The organism is Pseudomonas sp. MPR-R2A5, from assembly GCF_058793055.1.
In genome coordinates this window covers 23025-42725 of record NZ_JBXAFK010000059.1, presented here as the reverse complement: position 1 = coordinate 42725, position 19701 = coordinate 23025, and the positions used below count along the sequence as shown (strand labels likewise).

Below are 19701 nucleotides of genomic sequence, written 5' to 3'. Positions count from 1 at the left end.
CGAGGGGGACGCCTAGTTCTTGCTCGCGAAAAACTCACAGGCGCCGCGTTCATTCAGGAAGCGCGCGTTATCGTTGAGGTTTTTCGCGAGCAAGAACTAGGCGTCCCCCTCGCTCCTACAGAAAGGCCTTAACTGCCCCGATCGTGTCAGGGCAGCAAGATGATTTTGTCGGCGCTGCCTAGATTCACGTCCTCATAGCACTGCACGCCATCGGCCAGCGCCACTTCGCGCAGGCCAGTCGGCAATGGCAGTTGCCCTTCATCGAAAAAGCGTCCGAACTGCTCCAGCATCACCGCGCATTGCTCGCAGTTGTAGAGCAATGAATTGATGCCCACCACCGAGCCACCCTTGCGGTACAGGGCCAGGGCCGGCAGTTGTACGTGGCCGTCCACCGGTGCGGCAATGATCGCGATGCGGCCAAACGGAGCCAGGCCGGCCACGGCGGCTGGCAGCCAGAAACCGGTGGTGTCGAAGATCACATCGGCGCCGCCCTTGAACACCGCATGAACCTGCGCGCCCAGTTCTTCGGGCTTGCCCAACGCAATGGCGTCGAACCCTTGCCCCTGCAACACCTCGACCTGGTCAGCCTTACGCACCGCCGCCAACACGTGGGCGCCGCGGATGTTCGCCAAGGCCAATGCCGCACTGCCCACAGCACCATTGGCGCCGATCACCAGCAACCGCGTGCCTTTGCCCACGCCACTGCGCTCCAGCGCATCCCAGGCCGTGGTGTACGGCACTCCCAGGCTGGCGGCCTGGGAAAAACTCAGGTGCGCAGGTTTATGCGCGACACCTTTGGCCGACACGGTGAGGTACTGGGCGTGGGAGCCGTCAGCGAAAAAGCCCAGGTCGCGGCCGGTACCCCAGACTTCCTGGCCCACCAGTGCCTGCGGACCTTGCACGACCACGCCGGCAAAGTCGCGCCCAGGTATGCGCGGCACTGTGGTGTAGGGGAAACGCCCGAGTACGTTCTTCACGTCGCTGGGGTTAAGGCCCGCGGCCTTGATCTGGACCAGCACCTCATCGGCGGCGGGCACCGGGGTGGCAACCTCGACGAAGCGCAGGGCAGCGAGGTCGCCGGTGGCGGAAAATTGCAGTGCATTCATGGCCAATATCCATCGAGGGGAAGAAAGGGATCAGGACAACCAACCGGCGACCAACTGCCGGCCCATGGGCCAGAGCTGCTCACCGAGCAGCATGCCCATCAGGCCCACCAGCGCGATGGCCGGCGGTGCGGGCGAACGAAAGTCCAGGGCGCCGTAGATCAAGCCGACGAACAGGCCGATAGCCAGGGAAATCAGATAGTTCATGGTGGTGAGTGCCTGATGGGTAGATGGGCCCAGTGTAGAGAGCCCATCGCTGAAGCATCGGCCAAGTGCTTCAGGATTTCGGCCAACCCTCAGCCGTTGTACTGCGACGGTGCCACACCGAGCTCGCGGCGGAACATGTCGCTGAAACTGCTCGGCGAATAGCCCAGGGAGCGCGCGATAGCACTCACCGACTGGCCCTGGATCAACTCAGCCACCGCCGTGGCCAGTTGCACCTGGCGACGCCATTCGGCGAAGCCCATGCCCAGGTGGTTCTGGAACAGTCGCGCCAGCGTCCGCACACTGGCGCCGGCCGCTTCGGCGTGTTGCTCGAAGGGAATCTCCAGGGACGGCGCCGCCATGACCGCCTGGCAGGCATTGATCAGCCGCCGGTCGACGCCCACCGGCATGGCGATGCGAATGGGCGAGCGGCGCGCACGTTGCAGCTCCAGCAAGGCCAGGCCGACCACCGCGTCGTAATAGCCTGCATCGCCAGTGTCCCCCTGCTCCACCAGCGTGACGATCAACTCGCGCAGCAACCCACCGACTTCGATGACCTGCACCTGGCTGTCCAGCGTCGTCGCCAAGGCTGGACGCAAGTAGATATTGCGCATCTGCAAATCCGAGACCACGCGGATGCCGTGCTCCACCCCCGGTGGCAACCACACCGCCCGCTGGGGCGGCACCACCAGCGCCTCCTGGGGTATCTCGACCCACATCACGCCGCTCATGGCGTAGAGCAACTGGCCCCAGTCGTGGCTATGGGGCTCCACGTACAAACCGCGCGGGTAGGTGCGCGCCAGGGGCAGTACGGGGACGGCGTGGTCACTGAGGTCGGGGGGCGCGGCCTGGGCCATGGGAAACACATCGTTCAAGGGTGAGCCGCCATGGTAATGACCACCGCTCGACAATCCGAGTGAATTTTTGCGGCCCACGAGGATCACTTGCTTACACCTGAAAGTTTGATGGGCCCATGAATAACGCAAAACTGTTTGTAATCGACTACACCCTGCATGGCGAACCCAAGTCATTCATCATTCGCCTGGAACAGCTCGATGCCGCTCAAGCCTGGCATTGGGCGAGCTGTGACGCCGGCGTGGGGCGCATCGGTCGCTTTGCCCGTGAGCAAGTGAAGAAAACCAGCCAGGAGCAGGCCGAGAAATTCGGCATTGAAAACGTACAATGGCGCCGCTCGGATGCGCGCGCCCAGGCTTGATCAAGGAGCGATACCCATGGATTCAACCCGGCAAGTCAACGGCAAGGCCCGGATTGACTACACCCAGGACACGCTGTTCGGGCCACTGGCCAAGCATGTCGAATGCCAAGTGAGTGTGCAGCAAAGGGCCGGATGGCTGGTGTTGAAGGTGTTCCAGCCACTGCCCGATGATCTACATGCCGCGCAAACCGTAGTGTTTGCATTGGAGGGGCGGCGCACCAGCGCCGTGGTGAAAGACAGCCACCGCCTGGCCGATCACAGCCTGCGCCTGGAACTGGAAACCCAATAGCCCAAATCGAACCGCTGAAGCGTGGGAGGAAGCAGGCCCCCTCCCACCGTCATAACTGCGCTCAGCCTTTGGCCGACTTGGCGCACTCACACCCCGTCGGCGCTGCACAGGGTTCGCCATGGGCATGGTGCTCGGCACAGCCCTGGCAGCAATAACCCTTACCGTCTTTCATTACTGCATCAGCCCCCAACACGCACTTGCAGTGTGGGCAGGCACAGGTTGCATCTGGCATGGTCAGACTCCTTCTTCATGGTCGTCCGGTGCGGCGAGCGCCAGCACCTTAAGCAGTGACTGCGGGCCGGCGCGGATGGTTCCAACCATCAATCGGTGCGGGTATTGCTGCGGTACATGAACACCAGCGCCAGGGCCAGGCAGGCCATGGCCACGATGCGGCTGCCCGACAATTCGATCGCCGGGTTGCCCAGCCAGCCGAAGTTATCGATCAACATACCCATGCCCAACTGCCCGACGATCACCGCGACAGTGGCGACCGCCGTGCCGACCACCGGTACCGCGCCGACCATGACCATCATGTACACCACGCCGAACAGCGCGCCGGTCAGTTGCCATTTCGGTACGTCCAGCAGGCTCAAGGCCTGGGCCGGCTCGAAGAAGAAAATCAACAGCGCAGTGGTCAATGCGCCCACCGCAAAGGTCAGCAGGCTGCTGCGCAATACCCCCACCGCCTGGCCCAGGCGACCATTGATCGCCGCCTGCACACTCAACACCGCACCCGCGGCAATCACCAGCACCAATAACAGAATCAGGTTCATTGCCTTACCCTCGTGCAATCAAAACAAGTGCCGCCACAATCAACGCCAAGGCGATCCAACGCTCGCCATTGACCCGCTTGCGCGCGGTGCCGAACCAACCGAAATGGTCAATCAGCACGCTCTTGCCGACCTGGCCCGACAGAATCGCGATCATCGTCATCGCGATACCGATATGCGGCGTGGCCAGGGTCAACACCACCACATACATCGGCCCCAGGAAGCCGCCAATCAACTGCCAGCGCGGCAAGTCGGTCAACGCCGGGCCCTTTTGCGGGCCGCTGAACAACAGCAGCAAATACAGGATGGCCGAGCCGACGCCGAAGATGCTCAAGGTCGCCCACAAGTGGCCCACCTGCACACCCAACGGCCCGAGCAAACCGGCTTCCACGGACAAGCCCATGCCCGCCAGGATCACCAGTGGCAACAACAGCAACCTGAGCGCATTTTTTTTCGTGGTGGCCCGCGCCACACCCTCGATAGAACTGGCCTGCATACATCACCTGCGCTTTAACAAAAGATTGGATGGCGCGCATTATCCGGTGGCCGTGCTGTGCGATAAATGGGAGAATACAGACAACACCTTTGCGCATTACGCACAACACGGGGGCACGATGCAGGGTTTGAATGAATTGAGTTTCAAGGCGCTGCGCCTGTTCGTCGCGGTGCTGGACCATGGCAGCTTTTCTGAAGTGGCGCGTCGCGAAAGCCTGGCGCCCTCCTCCATTTCGCGGCAGATCCAATTGATGGAACAGGCCCTCGGCCAGCAGTTGCTCTACCGCCACACCCGCGCAGTGACCCCCACCGAGGCCGGGCGTCTGCTTGGACGGCATGCACGCGTGATGCTCGAGCAGTTGGAAGTCGCCAGCCAGGCCCTGCAGGAACAGGACAGCGAACCCAGCGGGCTGGTGCGGATCAACGCGCCGATGGTGTTCGGCCAGCGCCACCTGTCACCGTGGCTGGGGGCGTTATGCCGGCGCTACCCGAAGCTGCAACTGGATATCCAGCAAACCGACACCTACGTTGACCCGCTGCAAGATGGCACCGACTTGCTGTTCCGCATCGGCGTGCTCAACGACTCCAGCATGCAGGCGCGCATCTTCGCCCCCCAGCGCTTTCGCATCGCCGCCAGCCCCGCCTACCTGGCCCGGCACGGCACGCCCAGGCACCCGGACGAACTGCTCAATCACCAGTGCCTGGCCTATAAAGGCATCACCGGCCAGCAGCGCTGGTTCTTCCGCCGTGACCAGGGCGACTGGACGCCCTACAGCGTCAAGGGCCCGATCACCGGCAACCACGCCGACACCCTGACCCACGCCGCCGAACAGGGCCTGGGGCTGGTGGTGTTTCCTTCCTGGCTGATCGGCGAAAGCCTGCGGGCCGGAACCTTACAGGCGGTACTGACAGAGTACGAAGTGGCAACCACCCTGGAGCCCCAGCAGATTGCGGCGTTGTGGCCCGGGAGCCGGCGTTTGTCGCTGAAGGTGCGGACGGTGATCGATTACTTCGTGGAGTGTTTTGGGGCCGTGCCGTACTGGGATCGAGGGGAGGTACCGGTTGTGTAGACCGCCCGAGCTACCCTGTTGATTCAAAACAACCACTGCCCAAGCAACCACGCATTCGCCCCGCTGATCACCGCAAACAGAAACCACGCCAGCCACCGCGTCGGCAGCCGATTGACGAACGGCCCCATCAATTGCGGGTCGCCGGTCATGCGGATCAGCGGGTACAGCGCAAACGGCAATTGCAGGCTGAGCACCACCTGGCTGAGGATCAGCAGCTTGCCAATCGCGTCATCGCCCATCAGCCACACGCCAAGGAACGCCGGGATCAGCGCCAGCCCACGGGTGATCAGGCGGCGTTGCCAGCACGGAATACGCAGGTTGAGGTAACCCTCCATGATCACCTGGCCGGCGATGGTGCCGGTAAAGGTCGAACTCTGCCCGGACGCCAGCAAGGCGACACCAAAGAGGATGCTGGCAAAGGCGCCGCCCACCAGCGGGTCAAGCAGGTGGTAGGCGTCCTGGATTTCCACCACATCGGTATGACCGGTCTTGTAGAAGGCAGCGGCGGCGAGTATCAGGATCGCGGCGTTGACCAGCAACGCCAGGGCCAGGGAGCCGATGGTATCGATGCGTGCCAGTTTGACCGCGTCCTGTTTGCTGGCGAGGTCCTTGCCGATCAGGCGGGTTTGCACGATCGAGGTATGCAGGTAAAGGTTATGGGGCATCACCGTGGCGCCGAGGATCCCAATAGCCAGGTACAGCGGTGCGGCATCGCTGATGACCGACAGTGACGGGGTGAAGCCGCTGAGCACGTCCGGCCAATAGGGTTTGATCAGCACCAGCTCGATAAAGAAGCACACGCCGATGGTCGCCACCAGCGCCAGCATGATCGCTTCCAGGCGGCGGAACCCACGGTTTTGCAGGGCCAGGATCAGCAGTGTGTCGAATGCGGTAATGACAATGCCGGTGGTCAGGGATACGCCGAGCAGCAGGTGGAACGCCAGGGCGCAGCCGAGTACTTCGGCGAGGTCGGTGGCAATGATGGAGATTTCCGCCAGCGCCCACTGGGTGCGCGCAGAGCGTGGGCTGTAGCGCTCGCGGCACAGTTGCGCCAGGTCCTTGCCGGTGGCGATACCCAGGCGCGAGCACAAGCACTGCACCGCCATGCCTGCCAGGCTGGCCAGCAGCACCACAAACAGCAGGTTGTAGCCGTAGCGTGAACCGGCCTCGATGGCCGTGGCCCAGTTGCCTGGGTCCATGTAGCCGATGGAGATCAGCAAGCCGGGGCCGGCGAACATCAGCACCCGTTTGAAAAACGAGGCCTTGGGGTCAACGATGATAGAGCCGGCAACTTCCGGCGGGCAGAACGGGGCGGTAGCGACTTTCGGCAGACTGAATTTCACGCGGTATCCCAGGCAAACACACAAGACAGAGGCGCAGCTTATCAGTCGGACGCGACCGTGCGCATTACCGTCTCCCGAGGCAAATCGAATGCCTCGACCACCTGCACCACCAGGTCCATCTCCTGATTCAGCGCCTCGCGCTCCATGCGTTGGCGAATCACGCCGATCACCAGCACCGCCAAGGTGGTAATGGAGTACGCCGGGCCGGAGAACGCACGCACACCGCTTACCACCAGCATCGCCGCCGCCAGCGCCTGGCCCACTACCGGAATCGCCGAGGCCGCCCCCCGGCGCAGGATAAACCCGGTCAGCCCCGCCAAGGCGGTGCCGCTGAGGGCCGTGGCGGCCGAACGGCCGACATCGAAACGATTGAACAGCCCCTGTTCCTTTTGCGCGGCGGCCTGGAGTTCGGCGTCGAATACTTGCCGGTCGGCGTTGCTGAGTTTGTGCTTGTACTGCTCGATCAGTTTTTCCGCGACCTGAGCTTCAATGTCGGCCAATGTAACGGTGTCCACTGGATCATCGAACGTGATCCCCAACCGCTGCGCCACGTCCTCGGCAATCTGGCGATAACTCACGCCATGGCCACGGGCCAGGTTCATGAAGCTGTCACCGCCCATGCGCTGTAGCTCGATCGCCAGCTTCAGCGGCTCGCGCACACTGGCGTCAATCGAGGCGCTGCGTTTTTGCGCCATCAACTCGGCGAGGAATTTCAGCTCTTCCGCGCGTGCCTGTACCAACGCCGGAAACAGGTCCACGTCTTCCTCGGCAAAGCGCACCTGCGCACTGCGCTGGTCGGCGCGGATCATGCCGCGCCGCTCCTGCAACAGGTCGGTGTACTGCACCACCGTACGCAACTGCGGCCAATACGCGGCATGATCGAAGCTGGCCAGGTGCACATTCGTCACCTTGGCCTTGAGCGCCGGCGTGACGGGAATCGCATATCGACCGATGCAGCGCTCGGTGTCGGGTTTCAGCGCCAGGGCCCAGTCCTTGCTGGAGTGGCAGTTGATCACCCGCCCCTTGAGCGGCGCCGCTATTTCATCCCACGGGCTCGACGTACAGATCGCGCCGCCCATCAACAGCAAATTGTCCAACGGCAGTTCGCGGGCGGTGTCGGGGTTGGCCAGCACGCTCTTGACCAGGATCCGTGCGCCGAGGGAATGGCCGATCAGGTTGATGCGCCGCACGTCCAGCGATTCGCCGTGCAGGTAGCTGGCCAGCTCCGGCAATAAGGTCTTGGCCACTTCATCGACGCGCGCCTCGACGCTTTTGTAGTGATCGAGAAAATACGCGATCGCCTTGCCCACTCCCACCGTTGCCGCTCCCAGGCCACCCCCGCCGAGCATCGAGGTAATCACGTCCTTGAAGGGCGCAAACACATTTTCCAGGAAATGCCCCGCTGGCCAGAACAGCATCAGGTTGGTCGAACCTTCGATTGCCGCCAGCTGTTCCTTGAAGTTGCCCAGTTGTTGCCGGTTGAAGAATGCCGAATAACCGTGAACGTAGAGATTGAGCACATCCCCCTGGGGCTCGCCACACAGAACGAACGTGGGCTTGCGGGTGCGGTGCATTTCATCCCACTGGTGTTGCATGGGCCGGTGACTCCTGGTGACAAGGGAGAGCGATAGTAACAAAGGGCGGGCCGCTGGAAGGTGAATCCTGACCGACGCGGCAGCGGCACGCCGCCTTGCCCCTGGCATTTTTCATTGCACGCCCCGCCGTGCGGTTCCGCTACGTGGCCGCCTTCGGCTTTATTTCCGGGCTGGCCTGGCGGTGGGGTTATACCGCAGGCCCACCCCGGCGCACGGCAAGACGCGCCGTCAGCGAAAGGAGCGATCTTGCGCTGAACGTCGGGAAACCACGGGATAATGTCCCGGTTCGCGTACATCGCACGGATGCAGCCAGGCAGCGTATTCAGGACCGACCTTCGGCGGTTTCTTCAAATGCTTCCCCCACCTTCAAGCAAACACCTCTCAAAAACACAATTTTGAAGCGGTAAAAAGCGCTCTAATAGCCGCCTGTCGATTGGTTTTAAAGATTTTGGAGTTCGCAATGCCCCATGAAGGCAACCTGTTACAAGCAGCCGTGGTGTTCCTGCTCGCCGCCGTGCTGACCGTGCCCCTGGCCAAGCGCCTGCAATTGGGCGCGGTGCTCGGGTATCTGTTCGCCGGCGTCATCATCGGCCCGTCAGTGCTTGGGCTGATCGGCAACCCGCAAAGCGTTGCGCAGTTCTCTGAACTGGGCGTGGTGTTGCTGCTGTTCATCATCGGGCTGGAGTTGTCGCCAAAGCGTCTCTGGGTAATGCGCAAGGCGGTGTTCGGTGTCGGCCTGGCCCAGGTGCTGCTCACTGGCTTGGTGATGGGCGCGGTGGCGCTGTGGCTGTTTGGCCAGGCGTGGAACAGCGCAATCGTGCTGGGGCTGGGCCTGGCGTTGTCCTCCACCGCCTTCGGCCTGCAAAGCCTGGCCGAGCGCAAGGAGCTGAACCAGCCCCACGGGCGCCTGGCCTTTGCCATCCTGCTGTTCCAGGACATCGCCGCGATCCCGCTGATCGCCATGGTGCCGCTGCTTGCCGGCGGCGACCACCCGACCAACGAAGCGCAAGGCGTGCAGCACGTGTTGCAGATCCTCGGCAGCATCGCCGTGGTGATCATCGGCGGGCGCTACCTGTTGCGCCCGGTGTTTCGCATTGTCGCCAAGACCGGCCTGCGCGAAGTGTCCACCGCCACGGCCCTGCTGGTGGTGATCGGCACGGCGTGGCTGATGGAGCTGGTCGGCGTGTCCATGGCCCTCGGCGCGTTCCTCGCCGGCCTGCTGCTGGCGGACTCGGAATACCGCCATGAGCTGGAGTCCCAGATCGAACCGTTCAAGGGCCTGCTGCTGGGTCTGTTTTTTATCAGCGTAGGCATGGGCGCCAACCTCAGCCTGCTGCTCAGCTCGCCACTGGTGGTGATCGGCCTGACCCTGTTGCTGATCGGTCTCAAGCTGCCGCTGCTGTATGCCGTGGGCCGCCTGGTGGGCGACCTCAATCGCGAAAGTGCCCTGCGCCTGGGCGTGGTGCTGGCGGCCGGCGGTGAATTTGCCTTTGTGGTGTTCAAGATCGGCCGCGACCAGGGCCTGTTCGAACCGCACCTGTACGACATCCTGGTGTTGACCATCACCCTGTCCATGGCCGTTACGCCGCTGCTGTTGCTGGTGTGCCCGAAGCTGTTCAAGCCCAGGGTCAAACCGGTGGAAGTGCCCGAGGAGTACCGCGCCATCGAAAGCGATGCACCGCGCGTGGTGATCGCCGGGATGGGCCGCATGGGCCAGATCGTCGCGCGGATCCTGCGCGCGCAGAACATCTCGTTCATCGCCCTCGACACCTCGGTGGAAACCATCGAGCTGACCCGCAGTTTCGGCGGTATGCCGGTGTTTTACGGCGACCCGCAGCGCCCGGAAATCCTGCACGCGGCCAAGGTCGACCAGGCCGAGTTCTTCGTGATCGCCATGGACGACCCGGAGATCAATATCAAGACCGCCGAACTGGTGCGCAGCCTCTTCCCGCACATGAAAATCATCGCCCGCGCCCGTAACCGCCAGCACGTTCACCGCCTGGTGGACCTGGACGCATCACCGGTGCGCGAGACCTTCTATTCCAGCCTGGAAATGAGCCGCCGCACCTTGGTGGGCCTCGGTTTGAGCCAGGCCCAGGCCGATGCGCGCATCAACCGCTTCAAGAACCACGACCTGCAAGTCCTCGCCGCCCAGCACGCGGTGTATGACGACGCGGCCAAGGTGATGCAAACCGCCCAGGAAGCCCGTGCGGAACTGGCGCGACTGTTTGAAATGGACCGACTTGAGGAAGAGTCCGACAAGGTGTAAGGCAGTGGACGAACGATCTTGCGAAATTTCTGACAGAATACCGCGCAATTTCGTTCACCACTGGAGCGCTTCCCCATGGCCACTTTCACCAAGACCGCCGTCCTGCTGGCCCTTGCGCTCAGCGCCGGCAGCGCCTTCGCCGCGGCCAAGCCGGCCACGCAGACCATCTCCACCTTGGGCGGCAAGTTCACCTTCAGCCTGCCCAAGGCCTATGCGGCCGATACCTTGCCGGCCGGCAAGGCCGAGGATGGCACCGCCGATACCCAAGGCACGATGTACGCGAACCAGACCACGAAAAGTGTGGTGATCGTCGCCGAAACCGTGCGTAACGATGGGGTGACCATCCAGGATAACGACCCGCAGTTCCTCGACGGCGCGGTCGCCGGTTTCGTCAAGGACCAAAGCGCGGCCCTGCCCGATTTCAAGAAGCAAAACGAAAAGAAACTGACCTTCAAGGGCCTGGGTCTGCGCCAGGTGGACAGCACCGCCACCCAGGGCGGCGGCAAGACCTTGAACTCCACCTTCCTCGGTGGTTCGGGCAACCACCTGCTGGTGATCCAGGCCATTTCGCGGGCGGATGATGTGAAGGGGCATGCGGAGTTGGTGAAGCAGATTACCGGCGGTAAGTAAGCCGAGCGGGCTGTTGTGGCGAGCGGGCTTGCCCTAATGCCGTTCAGTTAAGGCTTTTTTGTAGGAGCGAGCTTGCTCGCGAAGAACTCACAGGCGCCGCGTTGATTCAGGAAACACGCGTGATCGTTGACGTTTTTCGCGAGCAAGCTCGCTCCTACAGAAGGCGATGTACGCTTAACTGAACGGCATTAGGGCTTGCCACAACAAGCCTGCTCGCCACATTAAGGGGCCTTCCCTCCCACCCTTTTGACCGCGTTTACTTCAAGCTTTTTTCCAACCAGGCTTTCAGGTCCTGGATTTCCGCTGCGCTGACGGTGTGGTTCATGCCCGGATACGTATGGAACTCCGGCTTCAGCCCGATCTTCTCCAATACCTCATTCGCCCGCGTTGCCGACTCATACGGCAGTGCCTGGTCCAGGGTGCCGTGGCCAATAAAGATCGCCAGTTTGTTCAAGCGCTCATCCGGCTTGAGCTCAGCCTTGAGCACCGGCAGCAAGCTGCCACTGAGCGCTGCGATGCCGCGCACCAGCTCCGGATCACGCAATGCCACTTCGTAAGACATGATCGCGCCCTGGCTGAACCCCACCAGGAACACCCGGTCAGGCTGGGTGTGGTACTTGGCGGTGGCCTTGGCGACAAAGTCCTTGATCAGCCTGGCGCTGCTCTGCAGATCCTCAGTCACCCCATCGTAATCGCCCTCACCCGGCGTCTTGGTAAACCAGCGAAACCCGTGGGGGTCCACGGGCATGGGCGCGCGGGCTGACAGGTAGGTCCAGGTCGACGGCAGCGCATCCTTGATGCCAAACAAGTCTTCCTCGTTGCTGCCGAACCCGTGCAGGAAAATCACCAACGGCTGGTTACGCGCATCGCCCTGGGTCTGTTCCAGGTAGGACAACGGCAAGTCGGTGTGCAGGGTAGCATCGGCCTGGGCGGCGCCGGCCACCAGGGTCAGCGCCAGGGCAAACAGTTTGAGCATGGGAAATGACCTCAGGGTTTGCGCAATAAATAAGTGTCCATGATCCAGCCGTTGTCCAGGCGCGCGGCCTTGCGCACCCGTTCGATCTGTTCAGCCACGTCACTGACTTTGCCACTGATCAGGATTTCATCCGGCGTGCCCAGGTAGGCGCCCCAGTAGATATCCAGGTCCTGGTCGGCCACCGTACGGTAGGAATCTTCCGCGTCGAGCATCACCACCAGGGTATCGGCATCACTCGCCTGCCCCGCCGCCAAGCGGCGCCCGGTGGTGATCTCGATGGACTTGCCGATGCGGTTCAGCGGGACTTTGTGTTGCGCGGCCAGGGCCTGCACGCTGGTGATGCCGGGGATCACCTCGAACTCAAAGGCACAGCGGCCGCTGGCCAGGATCGCCTGCAAGATACGAATGGTGCTGTCGTACAACGCTGGGTCGCCCCACGCCAGGAAAGCCCCCACCTCACCGTCCGCCAGGTGCTCGTTGATCATGCGCTCGAACGTCTGCTGCTTGTCGCGATTGAGGTCCTGCACGGCGGTGGTGTAGTCGATGTCACCGCGCACCCGCTCGGGGCAATCGGCCTCGACGAAGCGATAGCCAGGCTCGGTGATATAGGTCTCGCAGATCTCGCGGCGCAGGTCGATCAGCTTGTCTTTGCTCTGGCCCTTGTCCATCAGGAAAAACACATCCGTGCGATTCAGTGCTTTCACGGCCTGCATCGTGATGTAGTCAGGGTTGCCGGCGCCAATGCCGATGATCAGGATGCGTTTCATGGGTTGCTCTCATTGCGGGGCGGCGATTTTGCCATGTTCGGGGGGCCAGGCGTGAGTTTCCAGGCGCAGGCGCCAGACACCGTTGAAGCGCAGCTCGGTGGCGGACAACGGCTCGACATCAATGCGGTGGAACAGCGCGATGGGATAGCGCATGACGTACAGCATCGCCGCGCGGATAACAAACGGATGGGTGACGGCCAACACATGGCCAGGCTGGCTTTCCAGGGATTCCATCCACAGCGCCACCCGCGTGCAGATCTGGTCCACCGACTCGCCGCCATGGGGAGCGCTGGCACTGTCGGTGAGCCAGGTCGTCAAGGCATCGCTGTCCAGTTGACCGATGTCCTGGCCTTTCCACTGGCCGAAATCGCCATCGCGCAGCGCCGGCTCGATCACCGCGTCGGTGCCGAACAGACGCGCGGTCTCGCGGGTCCGGGCCTCAGGCCCACACAGCAGGCGCCGGCCTTTCTTGAAGCCACCGGCCAGGGACAGCGTTGCACCTGGCCCATTCAGCGCCAGCGATTCGTCATCGGGGAAGCGCCCGCGCTTTTGCAGCGGGGTGAGGGCATGGCAAATCAATGTCAAACGGGTGGCATGCATTGCAAGTCGCTGCGACAGGAAAGATCAAGCCACCAAGACTGGCGCACTTAGCCCTGTGACGCAACGCCTTGCGCCAGATAGAGCACCTGGTAGCCCGTGCCCGGACGCTCCGCCGCCACCGGCTGGGCCGATACGGTGATGCGCACCAGGCGCCAGGCCTGCACATCCAGGGCCAGGAGCACCGCGAACGTATCGCGGCGGTCCGCCACCTGCCGGTTGCGCACTTTCTCCTCGGCCAGCCTCGCGGCCCGGTCTGCGCCCGGTTCCAGCGCCCACTCCTCTCGATACAGGCTCAAGGCGCCCTGCGCCGGCCCGCGCTGCACGTCCAGCGGCAGCCAGCTTTCAATGTGCGGTCGACCAAAGCTGTCGAGCACTTTTTGAAAGCGTTCGCCCAGCAGAAAATCGGCGGCCTGCAACGGGTCCGACCACAGGTACACCGAGGCATACAGGTTGCCCACGCCCGCTCCCTGCCCGTGCTCCTGAGCAATGAAGGCCTTGAAAATCAAACCCTCGGTGCCGTCCCATAACGGCCCCAATTGCGTCGCGCGCTGGCGAATCACGCCCATGTCGTAGTCGGCAGGCAAGCGATGTGAATACTGTTTGGCAAACATGGAAAAGCTCCCGTGCAAATTGAGGGTCCAGCTTGCGCAGCGGCGATGATTTCAACAAGATATCACCCAATATAAGTGCGATAAGGATTCGATATGACCGATGCGCCCAAACCCCTGGATATCGACACCGTGCAGGCGTTTGTGCTGGTCGCCGATTTCGCCAGTTTCACCCGCGCCGCCGAAGCCCTCGACACCTCCCAGGCCGCCATCAGCCTCAAGCTCAAGCGCCTTGAAGAGCGCCTGGGTTATCGCCTGCTGGAGCGCACCCCCCGCCATGTGCGGCTGTCGCCCCAGGGCGAACGCTTTATCGTCGCGGCCCGCGCCCTGCTCAATGCCCATGAACGCGCCCTGGCCGACCTCGGCAGTCACGCCTCCCGGCGCCTGGTGATCGGCATCAGCGACCACGTGGCGGGGCCGGACTTGCCCACCTGGCTAAGCCGTCTCGCCGCCTACGACCCGCTGGTGATCCTGGAAGTGCGCATCGCCTCCTCCCGCGACCTGGTCGGCGCGTTCGACCGCAACGAACTGGACGCCGTGATCGTGCGCAACGAAGGCGATCGCCAGGACGGCGAAGTCTTGGCGGTGGAACGTTTTGGCTGGTTTGCCGCGCCCGGCTGGCAACACAGCCCAGGCACGCCGTTGCGCATGGCGACCATGGCCGCGCCCTGCGGCGTTCGCCAGTTGGCGACACAGGCACTGGATGCCGCGCGCATCGACTGGGCCGAAGTGTTTGTCGGCGGCGGCGTGATGGCGGTGGGGGCAGCGGTCAGCGCCGGGTTGGGCGTGGCCGCCCTCGCCCACCGCGTGGCACCGGCCGGCGCCGTGGAGGTGAGTGGGCAATACGGTTTGCCCACCTTGCCCGTGAGTGAAGTGGTGCTCTACAGCCGCATCAGTGACACACGCTCCCGTGAAACATTGCGGGCCCTGAGCGCGACGTTTCGTGGGGTGTTGCAGCGTTAATCAAACCACTCGCGCCGCCCGTCGAACGTACTGACGATCAACTCGACAATCATCTGCACGGCCTCGGCGTGCTGCACCTGTGCGTTCACCGCCAGCCACACCTGGCGCTGCATGCTCTCGGCGAGCAAGCCCGGCAAGGCCACCAGCCCACGGTCGAAGCTGCTCATGTAATGCGGCAACAAGCCGATGCACGCGCCGCAGCGAATCATCTCCAGCATCAGCGAATAGGCCTGCACCTGCACCACTGCCGCCAGGCGTTGTTCCACCACGCGGTTCCAGGGCTGCAAGGCGTCGACCTGTATGTCGGGTCGCCACTGCACCAGCATGTAGTCGGCGAGGTCGTCGACACTGTCGGGGCGCGTCGTCAGTCGCGAGTAGCGCTTGGCGATATGCGGCAAGTAGTGCAAGCGCGCCAGGCGCTTCGGTGGCTCGGTGGGGAAACTCGGGCCCGGCGCGGGGCCATCCGCGTCGGAGAGCCACAGCACCACATCCACGTCCACCGCTTGCAGTGACAGTTGGCTGTCCAGGGAGATGATCTCCAGGCGCACGCTGGCGTTACGGCGCAGCAAGGCGATCAGGTCGCGGCCAAGGATGTCGTGCAGGATCGGTTCGGCCACCGCCAGGCGGATCAACGGCTGCTCCAGCACCGGCAGGCGCCGCTCATGGGCCAGGGCGACCAATTGCGCTTGCAGTTGCTGGCCGTCGCGACTGAGGACCAGGCCATTGCCCTGGTAGCTGAACAGCGAATGGTGCAGCTGTTCCTCCAGCTGCGCCAGGCGTTTGCGCAGCAGGGTCGCCTTGATATTCAGGCTGCGCGCGGCCTGCATGAAACAGCCGCAACGCGCACTGACCAGGAAGTAGCGCACCACCTCCGGCTCGATCTCGCTGGCTAATGCCAGCCAGGCGCCGCGCACCGGGTTCGGCTCGCGATAGGGTGCAGGCCCCTGGAGGCCGGACGGTTCTAGAAATGCCATGGGAGACTCCCTGTCTTGTGGGTCTTGTGCATCCAATGCGGTCGACGCGTATCACTCCAGCACGGTGTTCAGCTGTGCTCCGTCGATGCTCAAGGTGGCGGTGTTGAGCATGCCTTCGAGGTACGCCTTGGCAATCTGCTCCTGACGTTGGGCACGCAGGGCCTGGGTCAGGCGCTCGCGCAGTTCGTCGAGGGTGGCGGTGCGCGCCGGTTGCTGCGCGGTGAGCTTGAGCACATGAAAACCCGCCGCGCTCTGCACCGCGTCCGACACCGCGCCGACCTTGAGCCGCGAGACCACCTCGCGCACCTGCGGGACCAGTTGCTGCAACGGCTGCAAGCCCGAATCGCCGCCCTGTTGCGCAGTGCCGGGGTCCTGGGAAAATTGCGTGGCCAGGGCGGCAAAATCCGCCGGCGCCGCCTGGGCCTTGCGGCTCAGTTCCTGGGCCTGGCGCCGCACCGCGTCGACGCTTTGCGGGCCATCCACCGCCAGGAAAATCTGGCTGACCCGATACATCGGCGGCGTCACCCACTGCGCCTTGCCGCTGTCGTAGGCTTGTTGCAACTCGGCGGCGCTGGGGTAGTCGGCCGGCACCTGGCTGACCGAGAGCATGTAGTCGCGGAACACGATCTGCTCGGTGGCGGCGCGGGTCTGTTGCTCCACCTCCGGGCGCTGGCGCCAGCCCTGGGCGTCGGCCTGTTCGAGCACGGCCTTCTGCGCCAGGCGCGAACGCAGCCAGGTCTCCAGGGCGCCGCGGTTGCCGCGCAGTTGCTCGCGGGTTTCGGCCGGCAGGCTCGCCAGCACGCTTTTCAGTTCAGTCAGGTCAATGTGCTGGTTGCCCAGGCGTGCCACGGCTGGCCCGCCCTGTTCGGGGCTGACGGCGGGCGCCGGCTGCTGCGCCGCGACCGGGTCGCTGCCCGGGCGCAGGCTCAGCCCCACCGCCACCACCAGCAACGTCAGCGCACCGGCGCCGACAAGCAAGGTTGGCTTTTTCACAGGATCGGCGCCTCTTCAGCCACGGGTTCAGCCGCCTGGGCCTGCAACTGCGCAGCCTGTTGGCTGTATTCACGCAGGTAGACGATAAATTCCTGCAACAGGCGGTCCCACAGCTCCAGCTGGCTGCGCAGGTGCGTGGCGCCAACGCCGGCCACCACCACGTCCATTTCCATCAGCAGGAACTCGCCCTGCAACGACAACCGCGCAAAGCGGCGCGAGGCATTCCACACCTGGGCCAGGCCCTCGGGCAATGCGCCCTGTACCCGCAGCGCGCAGCTGTAGGTGAAGTCCACATAGCTGCCCGGCTCTGCCGACGGGTTGCCAAAGCGCACGGCATAGCCGATGCCCTGGCTGGCGCTGAGCAGTTGCACGATGCCGTTCTGTTCGCTCTGGTTGACCCGGTAGCCGGCCTCTTGCAACAGCTCGGTCAAACTCTGGACGGTCACGCCGGTGATCAATTCGCTCATGGGGATCTCTTCCTTGTCTATCAGTGAGTGGCAGCTGCCTGGGGCGCGTCATAACGGGTCTTGTACAAATCGTCGCCAAAGCCCTGGGCCAGTTCCTCGAACTTGACCCGCGCACCACTGGCGAAGGGCTGGCGAATACTCATCACCTCGGCCACGTCGATTTTTTCGTAGGCCGCGAGCAACTGCTGGGCCACGCCGTACATTTGTTGATTCTTGGCTGAACATTGCTGCACTTGTGTGTCACGTTCACTCAATTGTGCTTGCAGCCGCGCGCGCTCGGCCTCTTTGCCCTTGGCGAGGGCCAGCAGTTCTTCATAGGCCTTCTTGAACTTGCCGATCTGCTCGTTGCTCGCCGCCACCTGGGCCTGCGCCTGGCTGTGCAGGCTCTGTTGCTGGCCGGCCAGTTGCTCAGCCGTACCACGGGCTTTTTCCAGCTCGGCGGTCAGTTGCTTGATCTGCGCCTGGGCTTGCTTGGCCTGGTTTTCAGCGGCCAGGCGTGCAGCGCTGGCCTGGGCCTGTTCGCTTTGCAGCGCCTGCAACTGCTGGGTGGTGCTGCGCAGTTGCGTGCGCAGGCGCTCTTCCATGCCTTCGGCCGAGGCCCCGGTGGCGACCAGCGCCAACAGCAGCGCGCATATTCGCGTGTTCATGTGGCATCTCCCTGCGCATCAAAAGCGCGTGTTGAGTTCCAGTTGCATCACATCGACTTCAAACGGCGCGCCATACACTTCGGATGCGCTCAACCAACGCGCACTGGCGTAGATGTTCTTGTCGATACCGTAGTTGCCGCCAATGAAATACCCCTTGGCGTTGGTGCCGCCCAGGTGAAACGAGGAGTCGTTGAAACCGTCGGGCAAGGCGTCCGGCTGGATGTACTTGTAGCCAGCCAATACGTTCCAGTCGCCGCGCTTGCGCATCTCCAGCGCGCTGCCGAGGGTGAAGGAGACCATCAAGGCATTGCCGCCACTTTCAAACTGGCCATTGCTGTTGATGTTGTTGACGATCTCGCCTTCGCTGCGCTTGAGCATTTCGCCCTTGTCGTAGGCCAGGTTGTGGATGAAGTTACCCTGGGTGCGCAGCTTGAAGTCGCTCGGCAGTTCGCTGTCCCAGACCAGGTTGAGGTCCAGCACATCGAACTTGGATGCCAGGCCCACGTATTGTGGGTCCGGGGTGGTGGTTGGGGTGGCCGGGTTGGTGGTGTTGTTGCGCAGGTTGAACACGCTGTTGCCTTTTTGCATAAAGGCCACGCGGGTGCCGTCAGTGTCGCAACCGGGTGCGCCCTTCCACGTCGAGCAAGGGCTGGAGCGTTCACCCTCGATATCCTGGAACTGGTAGTACGCCGCGGCCAGCTTGAGGCGGTTGCTGCGGTTGATCTTCCAGTCCGCGCCGATCTGCCCACCGAACAGCCACTTGGTCTCACTGTCTTGCTTGTCGATGCCGTTGGCAGTGGCCGCATCCGAGGTGTATTCGACCGGGAACGCACCCAGGGTGCCGAACAGGCCCCATTCGTTGCTGAGCGTGTGATTGAAGATCGCGGCCACGCCGTCGAAATTGAGGTCGGTGGAGTACATCATGTCGGTGGAGTAGAACGGGTTGGCGATACGTCCCGCGGTCAGGGTCATGGCATCGTTGGCTTTCCAGCTCAGGTAACCCTGGTCGAGCCAGATGTCCTTCTTGCCAAAGCCACCGCCCAGGGTCTGGGTGGTGGACACCGGGTTATTGTCAGAGCCGGTACCCAGGCGAATACCCGCGGTCCACTCCGGCGAGATCACCGCTTTCATGCCCAGGCGCGCGCGCAGGCGGAACAGGTTCTCGCGGTCCTGGGTGGTGTTGATCAACGGCGGGAACTTGGTGTTCGAGTTCTTGTTGACGTCATACGGGCCGGTGTCATTGAGCTTGGCGAAGTCGGTGATTTCCGGGCTGTTGTTGCCTGAGAAGTAGCGCGACTCGTCACGCAGGCGGATATCGCCATCGAAGCTGATGCGCGAGACCCAATCCGGGAAGGTATTGGGCTGGGCCCAGTTTTCCTGCTTGGCGGTGGCCATCACCTCGGCTTTGACCTGGTCGCGGATCTGGTCGCGCACCGCCTGCGGCACGTACTGCACGCGCACATCCCCAGGCGCCGCCGCCGGGCCGCTGGCGACCACCGGGGCGGCATTGGCCTGGCGTGCCTGTTGGGCTTCTTTTTCCGCCTGGGCAATCAGCCCATTGGCGGTGTCCTGGGTCAGTACGCCTTGTTGCACCAGCAGGCGGATCAGGTTGATCGTGACGTTTTCCGAAGGCGCGACCGGGGCTGCAGCCGCCTGGCCGACCAGGGTCGCGATGACCATGCCGACCGCCAGGGTCAGTCGATTCACGGGGGAAATCATGTG

The 19701-nt window shown here is 63.2% G+C and carries 23 protein-coding genes; 6 read left to right on the top strand and 17 right to left on the bottom strand.

What is annotated here, in order from left to right:
* Window positions 1-146: 146 nt before the first annotated feature.
* The 3 genes from AC1Q6I_RS30315 to AC1Q6I_RS30305 all read right to left on the bottom strand — a co-directional run bounded on the left by AC1Q6I_RS30315 (window position 147) and on the right by AC1Q6I_RS30305 (window position 2164).
* A complete protein-coding gene (locus tag AC1Q6I_RS30315; protein WP_102625153.1) occupies window positions 147-1106 on the bottom strand; it encodes a quinone oxidoreductase family protein in 960 nt (319 codons plus the stop codon).
* 30 nt (window positions 1107-1136) lie between these two features.
* A complete protein-coding gene (locus tag AC1Q6I_RS30310; protein WP_024074843.1) occupies window positions 1137-1310 on the bottom strand; it encodes a DUF1427 family protein in 174 nt (57 codons plus the stop codon).
* 89 nt (window positions 1311-1399) lie between these two features.
* Window positions 1400-2164, bottom strand: a complete 765-nt coding sequence (locus tag AC1Q6I_RS30305; RefSeq protein ID WP_102625159.1) for an AraC family transcriptional regulator — start codon at window positions 2162-2164, stop codon at window positions 1400-1402.
* Window positions 2165-2280: 116 nt separating this feature from the next.
* On the opposite strand from AC1Q6I_RS30305, the gene AC1Q6I_RS30300 reads away from it, so the two are divergent.
* A complete protein-coding gene (locus AC1Q6I_RS30300) occupies window positions 2281-2523 on the top strand; it encodes a DUF6555 family protein (protein ID WP_024074841.1) in 243 nt (80 codons plus the stop codon).
* 16 nt (window positions 2524-2539) lie between these two features.
* The gene (locus AC1Q6I_RS30295; RefSeq protein WP_024074840.1) at window positions 2540-2812 is read left to right on the top strand and encodes a hypothetical protein; all 273 of its coding nucleotides are present in this window, start codon (window positions 2540-2542) and stop codon (window positions 2810-2812) included.
* A gap of 61 nt (window positions 2813-2873) precedes the next feature.
* On the opposite strand, the gene AC1Q6I_RS30290 is transcribed toward AC1Q6I_RS30295, so the two are convergent.
* The 3 genes from AC1Q6I_RS30290 to AC1Q6I_RS30280 form a co-directional block, all read right to left on the bottom strand.
* Window positions 2874-3044: a metallothionein gene (locus AC1Q6I_RS30290; RefSeq protein WP_081329179.1), complete on the bottom strand. Its 171-nt coding sequence runs from the start codon at window positions 3042-3044 to the stop codon at window positions 2874-2876.
* Window positions 3045-3132: 88 nt separating this feature from the next.
* Window positions 3133-3585 carry a DMT family transporter gene (locus tag AC1Q6I_RS30285; RefSeq protein ID WP_024074839.1) on the bottom strand — a complete coding sequence of 151 codons (453 nt, stop codon included), beginning with the start codon at window positions 3583-3585 and terminating at the stop codon, window positions 3133-3135.
* Between the two features lie 4 nt (window positions 3586-3589).
* On the bottom strand, window positions 3590-4078 hold the full coding sequence (locus AC1Q6I_RS30280; protein WP_024074838.1) for a DMT family transporter: 489 nt from the start codon (window positions 4076-4078) through the stop codon (window positions 3590-3592).
* Window positions 4079-4196: 118 nt separating this feature from the next.
* Between AC1Q6I_RS30280 and AC1Q6I_RS30275 the strand changes: the two genes are divergently transcribed.
* Complete coding sequence (locus AC1Q6I_RS30275) at window positions 4197-5147, top strand: LysR family transcriptional regulator (protein ID WP_102625160.1); 951 nt, start codon at window positions 4197-4199, stop codon at window positions 5145-5147.
* Window positions 5148-5170: 23 nt separating this feature from the next.
* Here the strand turns inward: AC1Q6I_RS30275 and AC1Q6I_RS30270 are convergent, their stop codons facing one another.
* Window positions 5171-6490: an Nramp family divalent metal transporter gene (locus AC1Q6I_RS30270; protein WP_102625154.1), complete on the bottom strand. Its 1320-nt coding sequence runs from the start codon at window positions 6488-6490 to the stop codon at window positions 5171-5173.
* Window positions 6491-6531: 41 nt separating this feature from the next.
* On the bottom strand, window positions 6532-8085 hold the full coding sequence (locus AC1Q6I_RS30265) for a DUF726 domain-containing protein (RefSeq protein ID WP_102625155.1): 1554 nt from the start codon (window positions 8083-8085) through the stop codon (window positions 6532-6534).
* Window positions 8086-8545: 460 nt separating this feature from the next.
* Between AC1Q6I_RS30265 and AC1Q6I_RS30260 the strand changes: the two genes are divergently transcribed.
* Together AC1Q6I_RS30260 and AC1Q6I_RS30255 are read left to right on the top strand one after the other, a co-directional pair.
* Complete coding sequence (locus tag AC1Q6I_RS30260; protein ID WP_102625157.1) at window positions 8546-10354, top strand: monovalent cation:proton antiporter-2 (CPA2) family protein; 1809 nt, start codon at window positions 8546-8548, stop codon at window positions 10352-10354.
* 75 nt (window positions 10355-10429) lie between these two features.
* The gene (locus tag AC1Q6I_RS30255; RefSeq protein WP_024074833.1) at window positions 10430-10984 is read left to right on the top strand and encodes a DcrB/PsbP domain-containing protein; all 555 of its coding nucleotides are present in this window, start codon (window positions 10430-10432) and stop codon (window positions 10982-10984) included.
* A 256-nt stretch (window positions 10985-11240) separates the two neighbouring features.
* Here the strand turns inward: AC1Q6I_RS30255 and AC1Q6I_RS30250 are convergent, their stop codons facing one another.
* From AC1Q6I_RS30250 to AC1Q6I_RS30235, 4 genes are read right to left on the bottom strand one after another with little or no spacing between them, the layout of a single operon-like run.
* Window positions 11241-11960, bottom strand: a complete 720-nt coding sequence (locus AC1Q6I_RS30250; RefSeq protein ID WP_102625573.1) for an alpha/beta hydrolase — start codon at window positions 11958-11960, stop codon at window positions 11241-11243.
* 11 nt (window positions 11961-11971) lie between these two features.
* Complete coding sequence (gene cobF, locus AC1Q6I_RS30245; RefSeq protein ID WP_024074831.1) at window positions 11972-12727, bottom strand: precorrin-6A synthase (deacetylating); 756 nt, start codon at window positions 12725-12727, stop codon at window positions 11972-11974.
* Between the two features lie 9 nt (window positions 12728-12736).
* Entirely contained in the window at window positions 12737-13327 is a 591-nt protein-coding gene (locus tag AC1Q6I_RS30240; RefSeq protein WP_069075765.1) for a histidine phosphatase family protein, read from the bottom strand.
* A gap of 47 nt (window positions 13328-13374) precedes the next feature.
* On the bottom strand, window positions 13375-13938 hold the full coding sequence (locus tag AC1Q6I_RS30235; RefSeq protein WP_069075764.1) for a DUF4865 family protein: 564 nt from the start codon (window positions 13936-13938) through the stop codon (window positions 13375-13377).
* A gap of 93 nt (window positions 13939-14031) precedes the next feature.
* On the opposite strand from AC1Q6I_RS30235, the gene AC1Q6I_RS30230 reads away from it, so the two are divergent.
* A complete protein-coding gene (locus tag AC1Q6I_RS30230) occupies window positions 14032-14898 on the top strand; it encodes a LysR family transcriptional regulator (protein ID WP_024074828.1) in 867 nt (288 codons plus the stop codon).
* Here AC1Q6I_RS30230 and AC1Q6I_RS30225 read toward each other — a convergent pair.
* Genes AC1Q6I_RS30225 through AC1Q6I_RS30205 form a run of 5 tightly spaced genes read right to left on the bottom strand, consistent with a single transcriptional unit; the run spans window position 14895 to window position 19698 of the window.
* Complete coding sequence (locus AC1Q6I_RS30225) at window positions 14895-15872, bottom strand: LysR family transcriptional regulator (protein WP_102625574.1); 978 nt, start codon at window positions 15870-15872, stop codon at window positions 14895-14897. The two genes, AC1Q6I_RS30230 and AC1Q6I_RS30225, sit on opposite strands and share 4 nt — an antisense overlap.
* Before the next feature lie 51 nt (window positions 15873-15923).
* Window positions 15924-16865, bottom strand: coding sequence for a peptidylprolyl isomerase (locus AC1Q6I_RS30220; RefSeq protein WP_102625575.1), 942 nt, complete (start codon window positions 16863-16865; stop codon window positions 15924-15926).
* Window positions 16862-17332: a YbjN domain-containing protein gene (locus AC1Q6I_RS30215; protein WP_102625576.1), complete on the bottom strand. Its 471-nt coding sequence runs from the start codon at window positions 17330-17332 to the stop codon at window positions 16862-16864. Before AC1Q6I_RS30215 ends, AC1Q6I_RS30220 begins: the two co-directional genes overlap by 4 nt.
* A gap of 20 nt (window positions 17333-17352) precedes the next feature.
* Window positions 17353-17979: a hypothetical protein gene (locus AC1Q6I_RS30210; protein ID WP_024074824.1), complete on the bottom strand. Its 627-nt coding sequence runs from the start codon at window positions 17977-17979 to the stop codon at window positions 17353-17355.
* An 18-nt stretch (window positions 17980-17997) separates the two neighbouring features.
* Window positions 17998-19698 (bottom strand): putative porin, encoded by a 1701-nt coding sequence (locus AC1Q6I_RS30205; protein ID WP_069075759.1) that lies wholly within the window; start codon window positions 19696-19698, stop codon window positions 17998-18000.
* Window positions 19699-19701: the final 3 nt, after the last annotated feature.